We start from the raw sequence: 18,096 nt of genomic DNA on the forward strand, positions 1-18,096 counted from the left end.
CGCGCTTCGTCCCGCTTGCGATCGAACCCGCCGCTTGTATCGGCCCGGTCCTCGCACGCATGACGGGTCATTGTAATGTCACACGATGACGCCTTTCCGACGCCTTGCGGGCATGGCAAACGCGTACATCAAAAATTTCCTAAACCTTCGTACAATGAGCGCATGAACCCACTGCAAATCCGCCTACTTTCCCTCGCCGCGTTTGCGGTGTTCTGCGCCACGGCCACGTGGTGGACGATCACCCTGGCCACGAACCGCGCGGCGCCGGTGCAGGCCGCCGCGGCTCGGGCGCCGGTTTCGCTCGACCAGGCCGGCACGCTGTTCGGCGGCAGACTCGAGCGCAATCCCGTGCAGGACATTCACCTGTTCGGCATCCTCGCGCTCGCGCAGGGCGCAGCGGCCATCGTGAGCGTCGGCGGTGAACCGCCGCGGGCGATCTCGCTCGGCGGCCCGATCGACCAGAACTCGAAGCTCTTCGAAGTGCGCCCCCGCTCGATCGTCATCGACCGCCACGGCGTGCACTCCGAAATCTTCCTGCCGCCCAACGCAGCCGGTCCCACCATCTACGTGCGCTGAGTTCCGCGCGTTCGGTTTCCTGCGACTTCGTGCAGTTCGTACGCCTTACTGCACGAGGTTGTTCAACTCGATGATCGGCAGCATCACCGCGAGCACGATCACGAGCACCACGCCCCCCATCGCCAGAATCAGGAGCGGCTCCAGCAGGCTCGTGAGGAACATCGTGCGGCGCTCGAGTTCGCGTGCTTCGCCTTCGGCCGCGCGGTCGAGCATGGTCGTCACGTCGCCGGTCGCCTCGCCCGAGCGGATCAGGTGCACGAGCACGGGCGGAAACGTCTTCGTGTTGCCCAGCGCCCGAGACAGCGACGTGCCTTCGCGCACACGCACGATGGCGTCGTCGATATTCGTGCGCATTGCCTTGTTCGAGAGCGTTTCGCCGGCCGCCTGCAGCGCGCGCAGGATCGGCACGCCCGCCGCGCTCAGAATGCCGAGCGTGCTCGCAAAGCGCACCGTGTTGTAGCCGCGCACGAGCTTGCCCGCGAGCGGCGCGGTCAACATCCAGCGGTCGAATGCGAGACGCGGGCCGGGCCGGCGCAAGGTCGAGCGCACGATCCACGCCACCACGGCCACGGCGATCAGCACCGCCCACCACCACTGCCGCACGAACCCCGAGAGCGCCATCATCACGATGGTGAGCAAGGGCAGTTGCTGTTTCGTGCTCGCAAACACGTTCACCACTTGCGGCACCACATAGCTGAGCAGGAACGTGACGATGCCGAACGCGATGATCGTGACGATCGTCGGGTACGTGAAGGCGAGCACGATCTTCTGCTTGAGCGCGTTGCGCTGCTCGATGTAGTCGGCCAGACGCGACAGCACGATGCCGAGCTTGCCGGTGTGCTCGCCCGCGGCCACGAGCGCGCGGTAGATGTCCGGGAAGTCGCGCGGATGCTGCTCGAGGGCGCTGGCGAGCGAATGGCCGCCGAGCACCTCGGCGCGAATGGCTGCCATCAGTTCGCGGATGTAGTCGCGCTCGGACTGCTCGGTGAGCACCGCAAGCGCCTCGCCGAGCGGCAGGCCCGCCACCAGCAGGCTCGCGAGCTGGCGCGTGAGGATCGCCTGCTCGCGCTGCGAGAGCTTGCGCCCGAGCGCGAGCCTTTGCTGGCGCGCGCCGCGCGTGCGGCTCGCGGCGGGTTCGACCACGAGCGGCGTGAGGCCCTGGCCGCGCAGCAGCGCGCGCGCACCGCGTGCACTGTCGGCGTCGAGCACGCCTTTTTGCGGTTTGCCCGTGGCGTCGATGGCTTCGAAGCGAAATGCCGGCATGTTACTGATCGCCCTCGCTTTTATTGAGCGTCCATCTGGTGGTTCATCGTGCGGCCCGTCGTGCGGCGCATTACGCGCCGCCCGTCACGCGCAGCACTTCCTCGAGCGACGTCCTGCCCGCTTCGACCCAGCGCTCGCCGTCTTCACGCAGCGTGCGCATGCCTTGTGCGCGGCCGGCCTCGAAGATCTCCGCATCGGCGGCGTTGCGGTGGATGAGCGCGCGAATCGGCTCGTCGATGAGCAGCAGTTCGTACACGCCGCGCCGACCCGCGTAGCCGGAATGGCCGCAACGATCGCAACCCACTGGATGCCAGCGCTTTCTGCCGTCGTCTTCCACGCGTTCTTCCTTGCACACGGGGCAGAGCTGGCGCACGAGGCGCTGCGCGAGCACGCCGAGCAAAGACGACGCGAGCAGATACGGCTCGACGCCCATGTCGGTCAGACGCGTCACCGCCGAGGCGGCGTCGTTGGTATGGAGCGTGGCGAGCACGAGGTGGCCCGTGAGCGACGCCTGCACGGCGATCTGCGCGGTTTCGAGGTCGCGGATTTCACCGATCATGATGATGTCCGGGTCCTGACGCAGGATCGAGCGCAACGCGCGCGCAAACGTCATGCCGATGCGCTCGTTCACCTGCGTTTGCCCGATGCCCGAGAGGTCGTACTCGATCGGGTCTTCCACGGTCATGATGTTGGTCGTGGCCGTTTCGAGCCGCGACATCGACGCGTAGAGCGTGGTCGTCTTGCCCGAGCCCGTCGGGCCCGTCACGAGCACGATGCCGTGCGGCTTCGCGATCAGCTGGTCGAACTTGCCGAGCGTGTCGCCGGCCATGCCGAGCGCTTCGAGGTTCAGGCGCTGCGCGTCTTTTTCGAGCAGACGCAGCACCGCGCGCTCGCCGTGGCCCGTGGGCAGCGTGGAAACGCGCACGTCCACCGGACGTCCGCCCACGCGCAGCGTGATACGGCCGTCCTGCGGCAGGCGTTTCTCGGCGATGTCGAGCTGCGCCATGATCTTGATACGCGAGATCAGCGCGCCATGCAGCGCCTTCTTCGGGCGCACGACATCGCGCAGCGTGCCGTCAACGCGAAAGCGCACGACCGAGGCGTTCTCGAACGGCTCGATATGAATATCCGATGCCTGCTCGCGCGCGGCTTGCGTGAGCAGGGCGTTGATCATGCGAATGATCGGCGCGTCGTCTTCGGACTCCAGCAGGTCTTCCACTTCGGGAATGTCCTGCATGAGGCGCGAGAGATCGACTTCGCCTTCCACTTCGCCCACCACCTGCGCGGCACTGCCGTCCTGGCGCGCATACGCCTGGTTGATGGCCTGCGCGAGTTCGTCGGCCGGCACACGCACGAGCGCGAACGCGCCGAAGTTGCGCGCAACCTCGGCGATGGCGGCCTGCGAGGTCCGCTCGCTGATCCACACTTCGAGGCCTTCGGCGCGCTGCTGGGCGACCAGAATCTGGCCGCTGCGCGCAAAGCCATACGGCACGAGGCGCGCGGCAAGCGGCGAGGGCGGCTCGCGGTCCGCACCGCCAGTCACCGCAGGCGCGTGAGGCGTGCTCACGGCTGCACCCGCGTCGTGGTCGGCGCCGCCTGTTGCACCGGCGTCGTTTCAACCGGCGCCGTCTGCACGGGTGCGGCAGGCTGCATTTGCACGGCGCTTGCCGGATTTGCGGGCGCGGCGGGCTGCACGCCCAGCGCCTGCTGACGCCGCATCTGGTCGAGATCGAACAGGTTCAGCACGGATCCGCCCTGGCTCGGGCCGACCGGCATCGGCGGCACAACCGGGTCGTCGCGATCCTTGATCAGGTTGTTGTCGGACTTGTATGCGCCCGTCACGCCCTGGATATAGTCATAGCGATTCGACGTGACTGCCTGCGCCGTGTCGCGGTCGTTGATGATCACCGGACGCAGGAAGACCATCAGGTTGGTCTTCTCGCGCGTCTTGTTTTCGGAGCGGAACAGCTGGCCGATCCACGGAATGTCGCCGAGGAGCGGCACCTTGCTGTTGGCGACCTGGTAGTTGTCCTGCATCAGGCCGCCGAGCACGATGATCTCGCCGTTGTCGGCCAGCACGGTCGACTGGATCGAACGCTTGGTGAATTCAGGGCCGGCCGGATTGGTCGTCGCGTTGGTCGTGCCCGTCACGATGGCCGAGTCTTCCGTGTACAGCTGCAGCTTCAGGATGCCGCCGTCGGTGATCTGCGGCTTGATGTGCAGCGTCAGGCCCACGTCCACACGATCGTAGGTGTTGAACGCCGTGCTCGCCGTGCCGCTCGTGAGGTTCGAATACGAACCCGTCTGGATCGGCACGTTCGTACCGACGACGATCTTCGCTTCCTGGTTGTCGAGCGTGATGAGGTTAGGCGTGGACAGCACGTTGGCGTCGGCCGTTTGCGAGAGCGCCTGCAGCAACGCGCCAAGCCCCTGCACGCCGAAGATGTTCTTGATCCAGCCGACATTCAGGCCCTGCTGGAGGTTGGAAGCCCCGAGCGCGTTGGCAAGGCCGCCGGTACTGGCGGCTGCCGCCGCGGCCGCCGTCAGGTTGACGATGCTGTTGCCGGTGCCGGTGGCCAGATTGGTGCCCGCGTAGACGTTGCCGCTCGCGACCTGCCACTGAATGCCCAGGTTGGCGTTGGTGGTCGAGTTCAGCTCGACGATCAGCGCTTCGATATAGACCTGCGCGCGGCGCGCATCGAGCTGGTTGATCACGGCGCGCAGGTTGCGGTACACCGCATCCGGTGCCGTGATGATGAGCGAGTTGGTCGCCGCATCGGCCTGGATCATGCCGCCCGGCTGGTTCTCGTCGCCCTTGTCCTTGTCGCTGCCGAGGAACGGGGCTTCGTTGCTGCCGCCACCGCCGCTGCCGTATGAACTGCCCCCGCCGAGCGAACTGCCCGACGACGTGCCGCCGCTGAGCGAGCTCGACGGCAGCGGCGGCGTGCCGGAAGTGCCGGTCGACATGCTGCCGCCGCCGCCGCTGTTGCCGGCCTGGTTGAAGCCGTTCGCGTTGCCGGACGACGACGTATCGTTGCCGCCCTTGCCGAGCATGCCGCGCAGCGTCTTCGCGAGGGTCGTTGCGTCGGCATTGCGCAGCGGCACGACGTGAATGTTGCCCGGCATGCTGGTCGGCGCGTCGAGCTGCTTCGAGAGCTGGACCGCGGAGGCGAGGCGTTGCGCGTTCGAGGCGCGCAGCATCAGCGCGTTGGTGCGCGGGTCGGCGATGACCGAGACCTTCAGCGACGGGTCCGAAGCGCCGATCGCGCCCGGGTCGAGCATCTTCGCGATTTGCGGGGCGATGTCGAGCGCATTCGCGTTGTGCAGCGGCACCACCTGCACCTGCTGACCGGCGGCCGAGTCCACACCCGCGATGATCGAGGCGATGCGGCGCACGTTGTCCGCATAGTCGGTCACGATGAGCGTGTTGTTGGCCGGGTAGGCGGCAATGGTGTTGTTCGGCGAGATGAGCGGGCGCAGCACCGGCAGCAGGTTGTTCGCCGACTCGTGTCTGAGCGTGAACACCTGGGTTACCACCTGGTCGCCACGCGCGGTCGGCGCATTGCCCACGTAGGTCGGCACGCCCTGCAACTTGGCGTCGGCCTCCGGCACGACCTTCAGGACGCCGTGATCCTGCACGAGCGCGAAGCCTTGCATACGCAGCGCCGACTGCAGGGTCTTGAGCGCCTGGTCTTCAGGCACAGGGTTCTCGGAGACGAGATTGAGCTGCCCCTTCACGCGGGGATCGACGATGATCGTTTTGCCGGTGGCGGCGCCAATTGCCTTCGCCACCTGGTCGATGTCGGCGTTGACGAAATTGAGCGTGACCTGCGCATAGGCAAGTTGTGCCGTAATGAGTCCGCTCACGAGCAGCGCCGTGGCGACGCGACGCAAAGCCATACGATTTCTTCTCATGGGTGTCTTATCGAAGCCAGCGGCAGACGCGCGCGGCTATTCGTCCTCGACGTACGGCTGTGGGGCCGACTCGCCTGTGCTTTTCTGACTAGTGCCGGCGCCGGCTCTCCTCAGCCCGGACGTCCGTTAGTCAACAAAGGTGGAACAGTAGCAGTTTTTCATGTCGAATTTGTCACAAAAAATAGCTCTCCGGGGAATTCTTCTAATCGCCAAGCCGCGCCAGCCGGTAATCACAAGCTGTTTGTAAGTATGCGTGCCTCGCGAGTGGGAGCGCGCGGACTTCGATTGGCGCGAAGCGCTGCGCCTTGTCTGTGCAGCCAGCTTGACGCGTCATCAGTGACCGGTATCATACGAGCGGCCCGAGGGATGGCCAACGCGCGTTTCCCCCCGTCTTTATGTGGGAATTCCCGCATTGCGCGCCAGAAATCAGGCCGCCCAGCGAGAGATTGCGTCATTCTGCAGGCTGTGCCGTTCGTCTCTTTGCTTGTCTTGTTGTTTGCCTTTTTGTCAGCTTCCGCGCGAGTCGCCATGCAAAACGTCTGGTCCGCTACGCTTGCCGCCGCCGTGGTGCTCGTCACCGCGAGCGTCAGCACGCTCGCGCACGCGGACTGTTTCGACGAGGCCGCGCGCTACCAGAAGGTCAATCCGCTGATCCTGCGCGCCATTGCCTGGCAGGAGTCGCACAACCGTCCCGACGCAGTACACAGGAATGCGAACGGTTCGATCGACTACGGCGTCATGCAGATCAATTCGGTGCATCTGCCCGTACTCTCGCAGTACGGCATTTCGCAAAGCACGCTCATGGAGCCGTGCAAGAACGTCTATATCGCCGCGTGGCATCTGCGTCAGAAGATGAACAAGTACGGCAACACGTGGGCTGCCGTCGGCGCTTACCATTCCGAAACGCCAACGCTGCGCGACCAGTACGCCCAGCAAATCGCCGATATTCTGCGCAAGTGGCATCTCATGCAGTAGCGCGCTTGAGCGCGTTGAGTGCTCACGGCGTGCTCGCGCCCTGAAAGCGGGGGCACGCTTGCCCTGCGCGGCGCGCGTGCATGGTGCAAAATGCTGGCTTGCGCTGCACCCTTACGAGGATTTCGATCCTTTCGCGCGGCGCGCCTCCCGACTCACTTTCTGCACCACAACTGCGATGAACCAGCCGCCACTGCCCGTCACCGTGCTCTCGGGTTTTCTGGGCGCGGGCAAGACCACGCTGCTCAACCATATCCTGTCGAACCGCGCGGGCCTGCGCGTGGCGGTGATCGTCAACGACCTCGCCTCCGTGAACATCGACGCCGCGCTCGTGCGCGACGCCTCGGCGCTCTCGCGCGTGGAAGAGCGCGTGGTCGAAATGTCGAATGGCTGCATTTGCTGCACGCTGCGCGACGACCTGCTCACCGAGATCCAGCGACTCGCCGACCCGGCGCGCGCCGGCCAACGCTTCGACGCCATCGTGATCGAATCGACCGGCGTAGCCGAGCCGATGCCGATCGCGGAAACCTTCACGTTCGCCGGCGATGACGGCATCGCGCTCGATGAATACGCGCGTCTCGACACGATGGTCACTGTCGTCGACGCATTCAACTTTCTGCGCGACTACGCGAGCGCCGACCAGCTTGCACAGCGCGGCGTAGCAGCGAGCGAGGAAGACGACCGCGCGATCGTGGAACTGCTCGTCGATCAGGTGGAGTTCTGCGACGTGCTCGTGCTCAACAAGGCCGACCTCGTGAGCGACGACGAACTCGCACGCCTGCAGCACATCCTCGCGCGCATCAATCCGCGCGCGGTGCAGGTGGTGAGCCGCTTCGGCAACGTGCCGCTAGAGGAAGTGATTAACACCGGCCGCTTCGATTTCGATGCCGCGTCGAGCGCGCCCGGCTGGCTCGCCTCGCTGCACGATCATGACCATTGCGATGACCCGGCGCATTGCCACGATCCGGCGCATACGCATGCGCCGCGCAGCGAAGCCGACGAGTACGGCATCAGCAACTTCGTCTATCGCGCGCGCCGCCCGTTTCATCCGGAGCGCTTCTGGGCGCTGCTCAACCAGGAGTGGAAGGGCGTGCTGCGCTCGAAGGGCTTCTTCTGGCTCGCCACGCGCAACGACGTGACGGGCACGCTCTCGCAGGCAGGCGGCGTGTGTCGTCACGGTCCCGCGGGCACGTGGTGGGCAGCGCTGCCGCGCGAGGAATGGCCGCAGGATGCCGAACTCGAAAAGGAAATCGCCGCCGACTGGCAAGGCGATCTCGACGACCCGAGCGTCGGCGACCGCCGCCAGGAGCTGGTGATGATCGGCGTGGATCTCGAGCGCGACGCATGGCGCGCGAAGCTCGATGCGTGCCTTCTCACCGATGCCGAATACGCGGCAGGCCCCGAAGCCTGGCTGGGCTACGCCGACCCGTTTCCGTCCTGGGAACTCGACGACGACGATCACGACCATGATCACGGCGATCACGACGAAATCGTCCACCGTCCTCACTAACCTGAACGTCGCACTCAACGAAGAACGGCGCCGCAAAAATGCGGCGCCGTTTGTTTTTGCGCCGGCGATGCATGAACCGCGCAGGCGAAAAAAAACCCGCCAGGGGCGGGTGTCAACTTAAAGCGGCAATGCCTTAGCGCTTGTTGACGGCGTCCTTGAACGCCTTGCCAGCCGTGAACTTGACGGTCTTGGCAGCGGGAATCTTGATGGTTTCGCCGGTCTTCGGGTTGCGGCCCGTACGGGCTGCGCGCTTGCCCGAACCGAAGCTGCCGAAGCCGATCAGCTGAACCGCGTCACCCTTCGACACAGCCTTCTTGACCACTTCGAGGAGCGTGTCCAGCGTCTCGCCGGTTTGTGCCTTGCTAGCGCCCGTCTGTGCTGCGACGGCGTCGATCAGTTCCTGTTTATTCATTGAGAAGTTCCTTTCTGTGTTTAGGTTGACACGAACAGCGCGAACGCGCCGATTATACGGACGCGTGCCGCGCCGTCGAGCAGCGACGGACCCGGAGCACCCCGGCGTTTTCGCGTTGCGGCGGCTAGCGTGTGTCTGATGCCGCAACGTCCGTGCTGCCGCTTCCCTGGGCGGCGCTTGCTATGATAGCGCAGCGCAAACCCAATAACGACAAGGGTTTCGAAGATTTCGCGCTGGAAATGCGGGTTTTTTGGAGCTTGCAGAGCTTTTTGGGGTGTCCACCCCCGCAAATCCCCCCGCCTGCGACGTTTTTCCCGCGGCACGCGTTGCGCCGCGCCAACGCAGCATGCGCGCAAACGCCGGTCCGGCAAGCGTTTGCGGCGACGCGATCCCCCTTCGCCACGCGCCATTTCCAGCCTCGCTGCTTGCCCGTTTTCTCCTCATCTCTGGCTTAGCGTTCCTCATGACCGCCACCCTGACACCCGCCACGCTCGCTTTTCGGGAAGACGGCACGCCGTTTTCGCCCATCTATGGCGACGTTTATCACAGCACTGCCGGCGCGTTCGCACAGGCCGAAGCCGTCTTTCTGAAAGGCAACGCGCTGCCGCAGCGCTGGCAAGACCGGCGCATCTTCACCGTTGTCGAAACCGGCTTCGGCATGGGCGTGAACTTTCTCGCGACCTGGTCGGCATGGCGCGACGACCCCGCGCGCTGCGAACGCCTCCATTTCGTTTCGGTGGAAAAACATCCGTTCGCGCGCAACGACCTGAAAAGCGCACTCGACGCAGTCGTTGCGCACGCACGCGAAGCGCCGCTCGCACGCGAACTCGTGAGCGCCTGGCCGATGCTCGTGCCGGGCATGCACCGCCTGGAATTCGAAGGCGGGCGCGTCACGCTCACGCTCGTTTTCGGTGATGCGATCGAGGTATTTCCCAAAATGTGGATGCGCGCGGATGCGATCTACCTCGACGGCTTCGCTCCGGCGAAGAATCCCGATCTCTGGTCGCCGGCCATTTTCAAGGCGCTGGTACGCATTGCCGGCGACGACGCCACCTTCGCGACCTGGAGCAGTTCGGGGGACGTCAAGCGCGCGCTGGAGCAAAACGGCTTCGAATATCACAAGGTGGAAGGCTTCAACGGCAAGTGGGCGATGCTGGTCGGCCGCTTCGCGCCGCGCTGGCGCGTGCGCCGCTACGAGCCGCCGCAGCCGCTTGCGCTGCGCGAGCGGCACGCCGTCGTCGTGGGAGCGGGACTCGCCGGCTGTGCGCTCGTCGAGCGGCTGGCCGTGCGCGGCTGGCGCGTGACGCTCATCGAACGCAACGCCGCGCCCGCGCTCGAGGCATCGGGCAATCCGGCCGGCGTGTTTCATCCGCTGATTTCCCGCGACGACAGCAGCGCGTCGCGCATCACGCGTGCGGGCTTTCTCTACGCGCTGCAACGCTGGGCCGCGCTCGAAGCCGCCGGCCATGCGCCCAGGCGCTCGCACGCCGGTTTGCTGCATCTCGACACCGATGACGAATCGCGCGCCGTCGCCGCCGCACTGGAATCGTTCGGCTATCCCGAAGAATTCGTGAGCGCCGTCACACGCGAGCAAGCGCAGGCGCTGGCTGGCGTCGCGCTCAATCAGAACGGGTGGTTCTATCCGCAGGGCGGTGCGATCGACCCGGCGACGCTCTGCCGCGCCCAATGCGCCTTCGCCGCGGCGTTGCCCGGCGCGCAGGTCGAGACACGTTTCGGTGTGCGTATCGGTCACATCGCACGCGCCGGCGAAGCCGAATCCGGCGAGTGGCAAGTGTTCGACGATGCCGGACAGCTCGTCGCCCGGGCAGCCGCGGTGATCTTCGCCAACGCCCAGGACGCCTCTCGGGCCGCCGCGCTCGCGCATGCGCCCACGCGCATCGTGCGCGGCCAGCTCACGCTCGTCGATCCCAGCCCGCTCGCGAATCTGCGTGTACCCGTGATCGGCGAGGGCTATGCGGTGCCGCTCGACGGCGGCGTCACGCTCGCGGGCGCCACCTACGAAGTCGACGACGCCGATGATGCGCTGCGCGCTGCCGGCCATACCGAGAACATCGAACGCGTCGCGCACATGCTCCCTGAGCTTGCCGCGGCCCGCAGCGAGCGCGATTTCGCGGGCCGCGTAGCGTTCCGCTGCGTCACCAGCGATCGCATGCCGATGCTCGGCCCGCTCGCCGACGAAGATGCCGCCCGCCGCGACGCCCAGCGTCTGGCCGGCGCATGGCCGCTCGACCTGCCGCGCGCAAGCGGCCTCTATGGTGCCTATGCGTTTGGCTCGCGCGGACTCGTATGGGCGGGACTCGGAGCAGAGCTGATCGCGTCGCAGCTGGAAGGCGAGCCGTGGCCGCTGGAGCGGGAACTTGCGGACCAGCTCGATCCGGCGCGCTTCCTGCAGCGCGCCTTGCGCCAGCGCAGTCTTTGAGCGCGGAGCACGGAAGAAAGCCGCCCAGGTTATCCACGCAAATCTGTGGATAACCGCGCGAATTGCCAGCGAATCGAGTGTGGAACCGGTGTGGACGTAAACGGGGTAACTCAGCACACCCCGTTCCAGGTCCAAAAGTTACTCTTGGAAGTGCGCCTCGACCGCACATGCTTTGCGCGCGGTTGTGCGAGCGCCAACTCGCGGATTCCTTTCGGTAAACCCCGGTTATCCACAGGAAACCCAGGCCCTTGTTAACTTCTACTACGTATACATACGGTAAACAGTAAACCCCAAGCTAGCGCCATCGCTGCCGGCAAGCACGACCCAACCGACGCTTGAAAACTCCTGACGAAAGGCGCCTGCCGATGCGGTCATTTTTTCCGCATACGTCGCCAAAAGCGCACAATGAGGACGCTATTACCGTCTTTGTCGATGCTTTCGATCAGGTGGGGCAATTGCAAAAAAGCTATGGCACAATCGCCGTTCTTTCCGCGTCAAATGCCGCATCAGACGGTCGACGCATCCAAGGAACGGTTGCCCCTCATCCTGAATCTGAGTGCTCAGGGTAGAAGGCAGCGTTCGTTCATCCAACGCGGGCGCAGCCATACCACACGCAAGGCGCCCGTACCGGCTGTTCGCCGCACCGTCATGTGCCGGCGTACTGCTTTGCCGCAGCGTTGCCGCACTGTTTGCCCGCACTCGCCGCATGAAGCGCATATTCGCGCCAGCTCGCCCAATCGTCATATCGTCGGGCCAGCCGGCTGCATCGGTTGGCGCAGGGCCAGGCGCAGAGCAAGCAGGCAGATAGACGGGGAGTAGAGGTGTCGTTCGCCTCGTGCGGCACGCGGCTTGCCTGTTAGCCAGTCGTATGTCGATCTAACGTCGGACAGCCGGATTCGATCCCACGCAAGATGTTGTTGCCAAGGAGAAGCCACCACGATGAAGTCGGCGTTTTCATTTTTTCCCGCCTGGCCGTTGCAGCTCGACGGTATTTTCTGGGCCGGACTCGCACTGCTCGCCGCCGGTTTGTGCGGCGAGCTTTGTTATCGGGCGTGGCGTTTGCCGCGGATCTCGGGCTACGGAGTGATCGGGCTCATTGCCGGATCGGCCGGGTTTGGCGTGATCGACGCCGATGTCGGCACGGCCGCGCGGCCGCTGCTCGACGTCGCGCTCGGCCTGCTGCTGTTCGAACTGGGCAGCCGTCTCGACTTGCGCTGGATCCGCCGCAATCCCTGGCTCATCCTTTCGAGTCTTGCCGAGTCCTCGCTCACCTTCGTGCTCGTACTCGCGGTGCTGCTGTTCCTGTCCGTGCCGACGATGATCGCACTCGTCGTGTCGGCGATCGCCATGGCGACGTCGCCTGCGATGGTTATCCAGCTCAAGACCGAGCTGCGCGCAGAAGGCCAGGTCACGCAGCGCCTGCTCACGCTCACGGCGCTGAACAGCATGTACGCGGTGATCGTGGAGAAGCTCGCCTCGACCTGGCTGCATCAGGAAATGTACGGCAACGTGTTCGCGACGATCCTTCAGCCGCTTTATCTGCTGATCGGCTCGCTGGTTCTCGCGTTCGTGCTCGCCCGCGCGTGCACGCTGTTTTACCGTCGGCTGAGCCCGCAGGACGAGCACTCGTTCGTCGCGCTCTTCGGCCTCGTGCTGCTGGCGATCGCCATTGCGCACCTGCTCAAGCTCTCGACGATCCTGAGCCTGCTTGCCGCGGGCATTATCGTGAAGAATCTGGAGCCGCGTCCGCAGTTGTGGCCGCAGCATTTCGGCACGGCCGGATGGCTGCTTACGGTGATTCTGTTCGTGCTCACGCTCACCACCTTCGAGTGGCACGACATTCTCGTGGGCGGGGCGGCAGCAGCGGGGCTGATCGTCGCACGTCTCGTGGCCAAGCTCGTCGGCGTGCTGATATTCGCCAAGCCGAGCGGGCTGCACTGGAAGCAGGGTGTGGCACTCGGCCTCGCCTTGACGCCCATGTCGGCGCTCGCGCTGCTGCTCGTCGAGGACACCTACGAGCTTTATCCGACGTTCGATCCGCGCCTGCGCGCGATCATTCTTTGCTCGATCGTCGTGCTGCAGCTCTTCGGACCCTGGGTGGTCTATCGCGCGCTTGCGCTCGTCGGCGAACGCGGCGAAAAATGAATCTCGCGTCGCGCGCGGCCGGCGGCTTGCGCGCGACGCCCCGACAGGAAACGCCATGTCACTTGAAACGTTTGTCGATTCGAAGCCGTTCACGTTCGGCATCGAACTCGAAATGCAGATCGTCAACACGCACGACTACGATCTGACCAAGGCGGGTAGCGACCTCATGCGCCTCGTCAAAGATCAGGAGATTCCGGGCAATATCACGCCCGAAATCACCGAAAGCATGATCGAACTCTCCACCGGCATCTGCACGAATCACGAGCAGGCTGTGGCCGATCTGCGCAAGATTCGCGACACGCTCGTCGCCGCGGCCGATCGTCTCAATGTCGGTCTGTGCGGCGGCGGTACCCACGCGTTCCAGCAATGGAGCGACCGGCGCATCGTCGATACGCCGCGCTTTCAGTATCTGTCCGAGCTGTACGGCTACCTGGCAAAGCAATTCACCGTGTTCGGCCAGCACGTGCACATCGGCTGCCCGGATGCGGACAGCGCGCTCTTCCTGCTGCACTCCCTTTCGCGCTTCATCCCGCACTTCATCGCGCTCTCGGCCTCGTCGCCGTATGTGCAGGGCGTGGACACCGGATTTCATTCGGCACGACTGAATTCCGTGTTCGCGTTTCCGCTTTCGGGCCGCGCGCCGTTCGTGCTGAGCTGGGAGGAGTTCAAGGAGTACTTCTCGAAGATGGTGCACACTGGCGTTGTCAACAGCATGAAAGACTTCTACTGGGACATCCGCCCGAAACCCGGCTTCGGCACGATCGAGGTGCGCGTGATGGACACGCCGCTTTCGGTGGAGCGCGCCGCCGCGATCGCCTGCTACATCCAGACGCTCGCGCGCCATCTGCTCACCGACCGGCCGATCGCGCCGCTCGAGGACGACTACCTCGTGTACACGTTCAACCGCTTCCAGGCGTGCCGCTTCGGCCTGGCCGGCACCTGCGTGAATCCGCAAACGGGCGAGCGCCGCACGATTTCCGAAGACATCCTCGAAACGCTGGACCGGATCGCCCCGCACGGCGAGGTGCTCGGCTCGACGCGCGCACTCACCGAAATCGGCACGATCGCCCGCGCGCAGAACAACGACGCCAGCTGGCTGCGCAGCGTGGTGGCCGAAGAAAAATCGCTGCACGAGGCCGTGCGCCAGCAGTGCCTGCGCTGGCGCGCCTGACGGGAATCGAGGGGAGCCGGCGGACGTACAGGACCACTGACCGATTTTCGCGGGGTGCCAGAAGCGCCCCGCGCCGGCAAAACAGGATGCAAGGGCAGCTTTCGGGCTGCCCTTAGTGCTTTCGGGGGCCGGAAAATGGGCAGCAGGCGGCCGAGAGGCGGGTGAGATGCGGCCGACAAGCGGGTGAACAGCGGGTGAACGGCAGGCCAAAAACGGGTCGCGTTGGTTCCGCGCGCCACTTTTTTCGAGGCGGAAAAAATTTTTTTGCCGGCTTCGAGGTACCTGGGGGTTCTTAATTTTTTTGACCTGGGTCCCGTCATGGTCCATATTCATGGACAGGTGGCCCGCACCGCTGTGGGTAACCTTCGATTTCCCTGCAAACTCAATGGACTACGTAATGATTGGTTAGCCACAGCCGGGCAGATTCCAGTTGCGTTTGAGACAGAAATCCGCGATAACCTGCATGAGTCATGGGCCGACGATTGCGAGCCGTCAAGAACCTGTGCACATGGTAATAGCCTGCTTATCAACGGGTTATCCACAATTCACGTTGGATAAGTTAGCTGTGCGATTTGCCGCTCTCGCATAGAATGTCGGTTTGCTGCACTGGCGTCGGGACTTGAAGGATGTTTCCGGGGCCTGCGGCAAGAAACATGACAGTGCAACGCATACGCACGGCGTACGCGAAGCAGGAATTTTTTGAGATGGTGCGGCGTTCGGGAAACCGGGCGCCAGCGTTCCCACAGGCCGTCGGTCAAAGCGGCGGCTGACGATGCAGCGCAAGCTGCCAATAACCAGCGAAAGACTATGAGCGAAGGCGTATACGGAGAGCAGGCAGCCGGGCGGGTGACCCATAGCCTGCTGCGACTTAGCACGGCAATGCGGAGCCAGGCGTGGGACTGGGCCGAAGGGGCAGGACTCACGCCTACCCAGGGCGAAATTCTCGTGCTGCTGATGCAGCGTAAGGGGCCGATGCGCCTCGGCGAGATCGCGCGTGAAACGGCCCTCACGGCCGCAACCACCAGCGATGCGGTGAGCACGCTCGAAACGAAGGGGCTCGTCGAAAAGCGCCGTGCGCTCGACGACGGCCGCGCTCTCGCGGTGCGTCTCACGTCGCGCGGCCGCACGGCGGCGAAGAAGGCCTCGCAGTGGCCCGACTTCCTGTCGAAGGCGGTCGGCACGCTGAAGGCGGACGAGCAGTCCACGCTTTATCGCACGCTGCTCAAGACGGTTTATCTGCTCGAATCGCAGGAAACCAGCCCGCAGCACCGCATGTGCCTGACCTGCTCGCATTTCGAGCCGAGCAAGAACCCGAAGAAGACGCCGCATCACTGCCAGCTTCTGAACATCGACATGGCTGACACGGATCTGCGTCTCGATTGCTCGGTCTACGAACAGGCCGACGTGACGACCCAGAAGAAGAACTGGAAGATCTTCGCGGTTTAAGGCCGAAGCTGCGCCGCCCCAATGCGGGCGGCGCGCGTCATGCATGTAATGCACGGTAATGCGAAGCATCGCGCGGTCGTTGGCCTGCCGACGTTGCGTGGTGACTTTGCGTGCATCAGATGCGTGCGTGGCAATTTGTGTAGTTCTCGCAAGTATTGGCCACACGTTTTTTGGCATGACCGTCGGCGCAAACGATCGCATGCGCCGTAAAAAAGCGGTGACGTGCATGCCGCCCACAGCCGACCCGGGAATGTGCCGATGAATCGCGAAGTATTGGCTGTGCGCCATGTCTATTTCGAGGACCTCGGCAGCTTCGAGCGCGTGCTCGGCGACCGTGGACGCCCCGTGCGCTATGTCGACGTCGGCTTCGCCCGTGTTGGCGCACTCAATCCCTTGTCGGCGTCGCTTATGGTCGTACTCGGCGGCCCGATCAACGCGTGCGACGATGCGCGCTATCCCACACTCGTTCCCCTAGCCGCGATGATCGAAAAGCGCATCGCGGCGGGTCTCCCTACGCTCGGCATCTGCCTCGGCGCGCAGCTCATCGCGCGCGTGCTCGGTGCGCGCGTGTATGCGGGACCCCAGCCCGAGATCGGCTGGACGCCGCTCACGCTCACCGACGCCGGCCGCGCGTCCCCGTTGCAGCACCTCGACGGCGCAGCGACTTCCATGCTGCACTGGCATGGCGACACCTTCGATCTGCCGCAGGGCGCGACGCGTCTCGCTTCCACGCCGCTATGCGAGAACCAGGCGTTTTCCTGGGGCGACCACGTGCTCGGCCTGCAGTGCCATCCCGAAGTGCGCGCCGACCGCTTCGAGCCTTGGCTGATCGGTCATGCCGCCGAAATTGCCAGCGCGGGCGTGGACGTGAACGCGCTGCGCGACGATACGGCGCGCCACGGGCCGCTCCTCGAAGCGCAGGCGAGCCGCATGTTCGGCGAATGGCTCGATGCCGTCGATGCGCAGATGGCCGCGCGCCAACCCTGAGCCGCGCCTGAGCCCAAGCTGATCCACCTCGCGCCGGCGCACGTCGCGCCGGCGTCGTGTTCCCTGTCGAACGCTCGAAAAAAGCGCGTGCTATTCTCGGACGCTTCTGCCAACCGTCCGTGGACCTCCCATGAGCAAGCTCTTCACTCCGCTCGAACTGCGTGGCGTGACGCTCCCCAATCGCATCGTCGTTTCGCCGATGTGCCAGTACTCCGCCGAGCGCGGCGAAGCCAACGACTGGCACATGATCCATCTCGGCCACCTGGCGCTTTCGGGCGCGGCGATGCTCTGCATCGAAGCCACGGCCGTCGAGCCTGACGGCCGCATCACCCCGGGCTGTCTCGGCCTGTGGGACGACGCGACCGAAGCCGCACTCGAACCCGTGATTGCCGCGATCCGCCGCCATTCGCCTATTCGCATCGCCATGCAGATCTCGCACGCGGGGCGCAAGGCGTCGAGTCATGTACCCTGGGAAGGCGGCCAGCTGATTTCGGTCGCCGACGGTGGGTGGCTGCCGCACGCGCCTTCGGCGCTTGCGCACAAGGAGGGCGAGGCGCCGCCGCTCGCACTCGACGTCGCGGGTCTGAATCGCGTGCGCGATGCGTTCGTGGCCACGGCGCGCCGCGCTGCGCGTCTTGGCATCGACGCGCTCGAAATTCACGCGGCGCACGGCTATCTGCTGCACCAATTTCTCTCGCCGATCGCGAACCAGCGCAGCGACGAGTACGGCGGCTCGCGCGAAAACCGCATGCGCTTTCCGCTCGAAGTGTTCGACGCCGTGCGCGCCGAGTTTCCTGCCGCTCGTCCGATCGGCGTGCGCGTTTCGGCAACGGATTGGGTCGATGGCGGCTGGACGCCTGATGACACCGTCGTCTTTGCGCAGGCGCTCAAGGCGCGCGGTGCGGACTGGATCGACGTGTCGTCGGGCGGCGTGTCACCGCTGCAGAAGATTCCGCTCGAGCCCGGCTATCAAGTACCGTTCGCGCGCAAGGTGAAGGCCGAAACCGGTATGACGACGATTGCGGTGGGCCTCATCACCGACGCCTTGCAGGCCAACCAGATCATCGAAGACGGCGAAGCCGACATGATCGCAATGGCGCGCGCGATGCTCTACGATCCGCGCTGGCCGTGGCACGCCGCGGCGCAACTCGGCGCGAGCGTGAGCGCGCCGCCGCAATACTGGCGCTCGCAACCGCGCGAGTTGAAGAAGCTGTTCGGCGAGACGACGCTCGGCCAGCGCTGAAACACGCTGCGCGTGG

General features: G+C 64.9%; 13 protein-coding genes. 9 read left to right on the forward strand and 4 right to left on the reverse strand.

Annotated features, from left to right (window positions below; all coding sequences use genetic code 11):
* Positions 1 to 162: 162 nt before the first annotated feature.
* Positions 163 to 576 (forward strand): general secretion pathway protein GspC, encoded by a 414-nt coding sequence (locus tag E1N52_RS13680; RefSeq protein ID WP_133183318.1) that lies wholly within the window; start codon positions 163 to 165, stop codon positions 574 to 576.
* A 45-nt stretch (positions 577 to 621) separates the two neighbouring features.
* Here E1N52_RS13680 and gspF read toward each other — a convergent pair whose 3' ends face one another.
* From gspF to gspD, 3 genes are all read right to left on the reverse strand, one after another.
* A complete protein-coding gene (gspF, locus tag E1N52_RS13685; protein WP_133183319.1) occupies positions 622 to 1,839 on the reverse strand; it encodes a type II secretion system inner membrane protein GspF in 1,218 nt (405 codons plus the stop codon).
* A gap of 70 nt (positions 1,840 to 1,909) precedes the next feature.
* Complete coding sequence (gene gspE, locus E1N52_RS13690) at positions 1,910 to 3,406, reverse strand: type II secretion system ATPase GspE (protein WP_133183320.1); 1,497 nt, start codon at positions 3,404 to 3,406, stop codon at positions 1,910 to 1,912.
* Positions 3,403 to 5,739, reverse strand: a complete 2,337-nt coding sequence (gene gspD / locus E1N52_RS13695) for a type II secretion system secretin GspD (protein WP_133183321.1) — start codon at positions 5,737 to 5,739, stop codon at positions 3,403 to 3,405. The genes gspE and gspD overlap by 4 nt, the downstream gene beginning before the upstream one ends.
* Positions 5,740 to 6,282: 543 nt before the next feature.
* Between gspD and E1N52_RS13700 the strand changes: the two genes are divergently transcribed.
* Positions 6,283 to 6,729, forward strand: a complete 447-nt coding sequence (locus E1N52_RS13700) for a lytic transglycosylase domain-containing protein (RefSeq protein ID WP_133183322.1) — start codon at positions 6,283 to 6,285, stop codon at positions 6,727 to 6,729.
* A 175-nt stretch (positions 6,730 to 6,904) separates the two neighbouring features.
* A complete protein-coding gene (locus tag E1N52_RS13705) occupies positions 6,905 to 8,236 on the forward strand; it encodes a GTP-binding protein (RefSeq protein ID WP_133183323.1) in 1,332 nt (443 codons plus the stop codon).
* 133 nt (positions 8,237 to 8,369) lie between these two features.
* Here the strand turns inward: E1N52_RS13705 and E1N52_RS13710 are convergent, their stop codons facing one another.
* Complete coding sequence (locus E1N52_RS13710; RefSeq protein WP_027815965.1) at positions 8,370 to 8,648, reverse strand: HU family DNA-binding protein; 279 nt, start codon at positions 8,646 to 8,648, stop codon at positions 8,370 to 8,372.
* A gap of 463 nt (positions 8,649 to 9,111) precedes the next feature.
* Here E1N52_RS13710 and mnmC point away from each other — a divergent pair, with 463 nt between their 5' ends.
* The 6 genes from mnmC (at position 9,112) to E1N52_RS13740 (ending at position 18,080) form a co-directional block, all read left to right on the forward strand.
* Positions 9,112 to 11,088, forward strand: a complete 1,977-nt coding sequence (gene mnmC / locus E1N52_RS13715; RefSeq protein WP_133183324.1) for a bifunctional tRNA (5-methylaminomethyl-2-thiouridine)(34)-methyltransferase MnmC2/FAD-dependent 5-carboxymethylaminomethyl-2-thiouridine(34) oxidoreductase MnmC1 — start codon at positions 9,112 to 9,114, stop codon at positions 11,086 to 11,088.
* Between the two features lie 939 nt (positions 11,089 to 12,027).
* A complete protein-coding gene (locus E1N52_RS13720; protein ID WP_133183325.1) occupies positions 12,028 to 13,233 on the forward strand; it encodes a cation:proton antiporter in 1,206 nt (401 codons plus the stop codon).
* A gap of 55 nt (positions 13,234 to 13,288) precedes the next feature.
* Positions 13,289 to 14,404 (forward strand): YbdK family carboxylate-amine ligase, encoded by a 1,116-nt coding sequence (locus E1N52_RS13725; RefSeq protein WP_133183326.1) that lies wholly within the window; start codon positions 13,289 to 13,291, stop codon positions 14,402 to 14,404.
* An 807-nt stretch (positions 14,405 to 15,211) separates the two neighbouring features.
* On the forward strand, positions 15,212 to 15,850 hold the full coding sequence (locus E1N52_RS13730; RefSeq protein ID WP_042266031.1) for a MarR family winged helix-turn-helix transcriptional regulator: 639 nt from the start codon (positions 15,212 to 15,214) through the stop codon (positions 15,848 to 15,850).
* Positions 15,851 to 16,108: 258 nt separating this feature from the next.
* The gene (locus E1N52_RS13735; RefSeq protein ID WP_133183327.1) at positions 16,109 to 16,837 is read left to right on the forward strand and encodes a glutamine amidotransferase; all 729 of its coding nucleotides are present in this window, start codon (positions 16,109 to 16,111) and stop codon (positions 16,835 to 16,837) included.
* Between the two features lie 130 nt (positions 16,838 to 16,967).
* Entirely contained in the window at positions 16,968 to 18,080 is a 1,113-nt protein-coding gene (locus tag E1N52_RS13740) for an NADH:flavin oxidoreductase/NADH oxidase (RefSeq protein ID WP_133183328.1), read from the forward strand.
* Positions 18,081 to 18,096: the final 16 nt, after the last annotated feature.

Source organism: Paraburkholderia guartelaensis (assembly GCF_004353905.1).
In the GTDB taxonomy this organism is placed as follows: Bacteria; Pseudomonadota; Gammaproteobacteria; order Burkholderiales; family Burkholderiaceae; genus Paraburkholderia; species Paraburkholderia guartelaensis.

Bases quoted from the DNA above. Each gene is read 5' to 3' on its own strand.
- E1N52_RS13680 (WP_133183318.1), top strand. From the start codon at position 163: ATGAACCCACTGCAAATCCGCCTACTTTCCCTCGCCGCGTTTGCGGTG.
- gspF (WP_133183319.1), bottom strand. From the start codon at position 1,839: ATGCCGGCATTTCGCTTCGAAGCCATCGACGCCACGGGCAAACCGCAA.
- gspD (WP_133183321.1), bottom strand. From the start codon at position 5,739: ATGGCTTTGCGTCGCGTCGCCACGGCGCTGCTCGTGAGCGGACTCATT.
- E1N52_RS13700 (WP_133183322.1), top strand. From the start codon at position 6,283: ATGCAAAACGTCTGGTCCGCTACGCTTGCCGCCGCCGTGGTGCTCGTC.
- E1N52_RS13705 (WP_133183323.1), top strand. From the start codon at position 6,905: ATGAACCAGCCGCCACTGCCCGTCACCGTGCTCTCGGGTTTTCTGGGC.
- E1N52_RS13710 (WP_027815965.1), bottom strand. From the start codon at position 8,648: ATGAATAAACAGGAACTGATCGACGCCGTCGCAGCACAGACGGGCGCT.
- mnmC (WP_133183324.1), top strand. From the start codon at position 9,112: ATGACCGCCACCCTGACACCCGCCACGCTCGCTTTTCGGGAAGACGGC.
- E1N52_RS13720 (WP_133183325.1), top strand. From the start codon at position 12,028: ATGAAGTCGGCGTTTTCATTTTTTCCCGCCTGGCCGTTGCAGCTCGAC.
- E1N52_RS13725 (WP_133183326.1), top strand. From the start codon at position 13,289: ATGTCACTTGAAACGTTTGTCGATTCGAAGCCGTTCACGTTCGGCATC.
- E1N52_RS13730 (WP_042266031.1), top strand. From the start codon at position 15,212: ATGAGCGAAGGCGTATACGGAGAGCAGGCAGCCGGGCGGGTGACCCAT.
- E1N52_RS13735 (WP_133183327.1), top strand. From the start codon at position 16,109: ATGAATCGCGAAGTATTGGCTGTGCGCCATGTCTATTTCGAGGACCTC.
- E1N52_RS13740 (WP_133183328.1), top strand. From the start codon at position 16,968: ATGAGCAAGCTCTTCACTCCGCTCGAACTGCGTGGCGTGACGCTCCCC.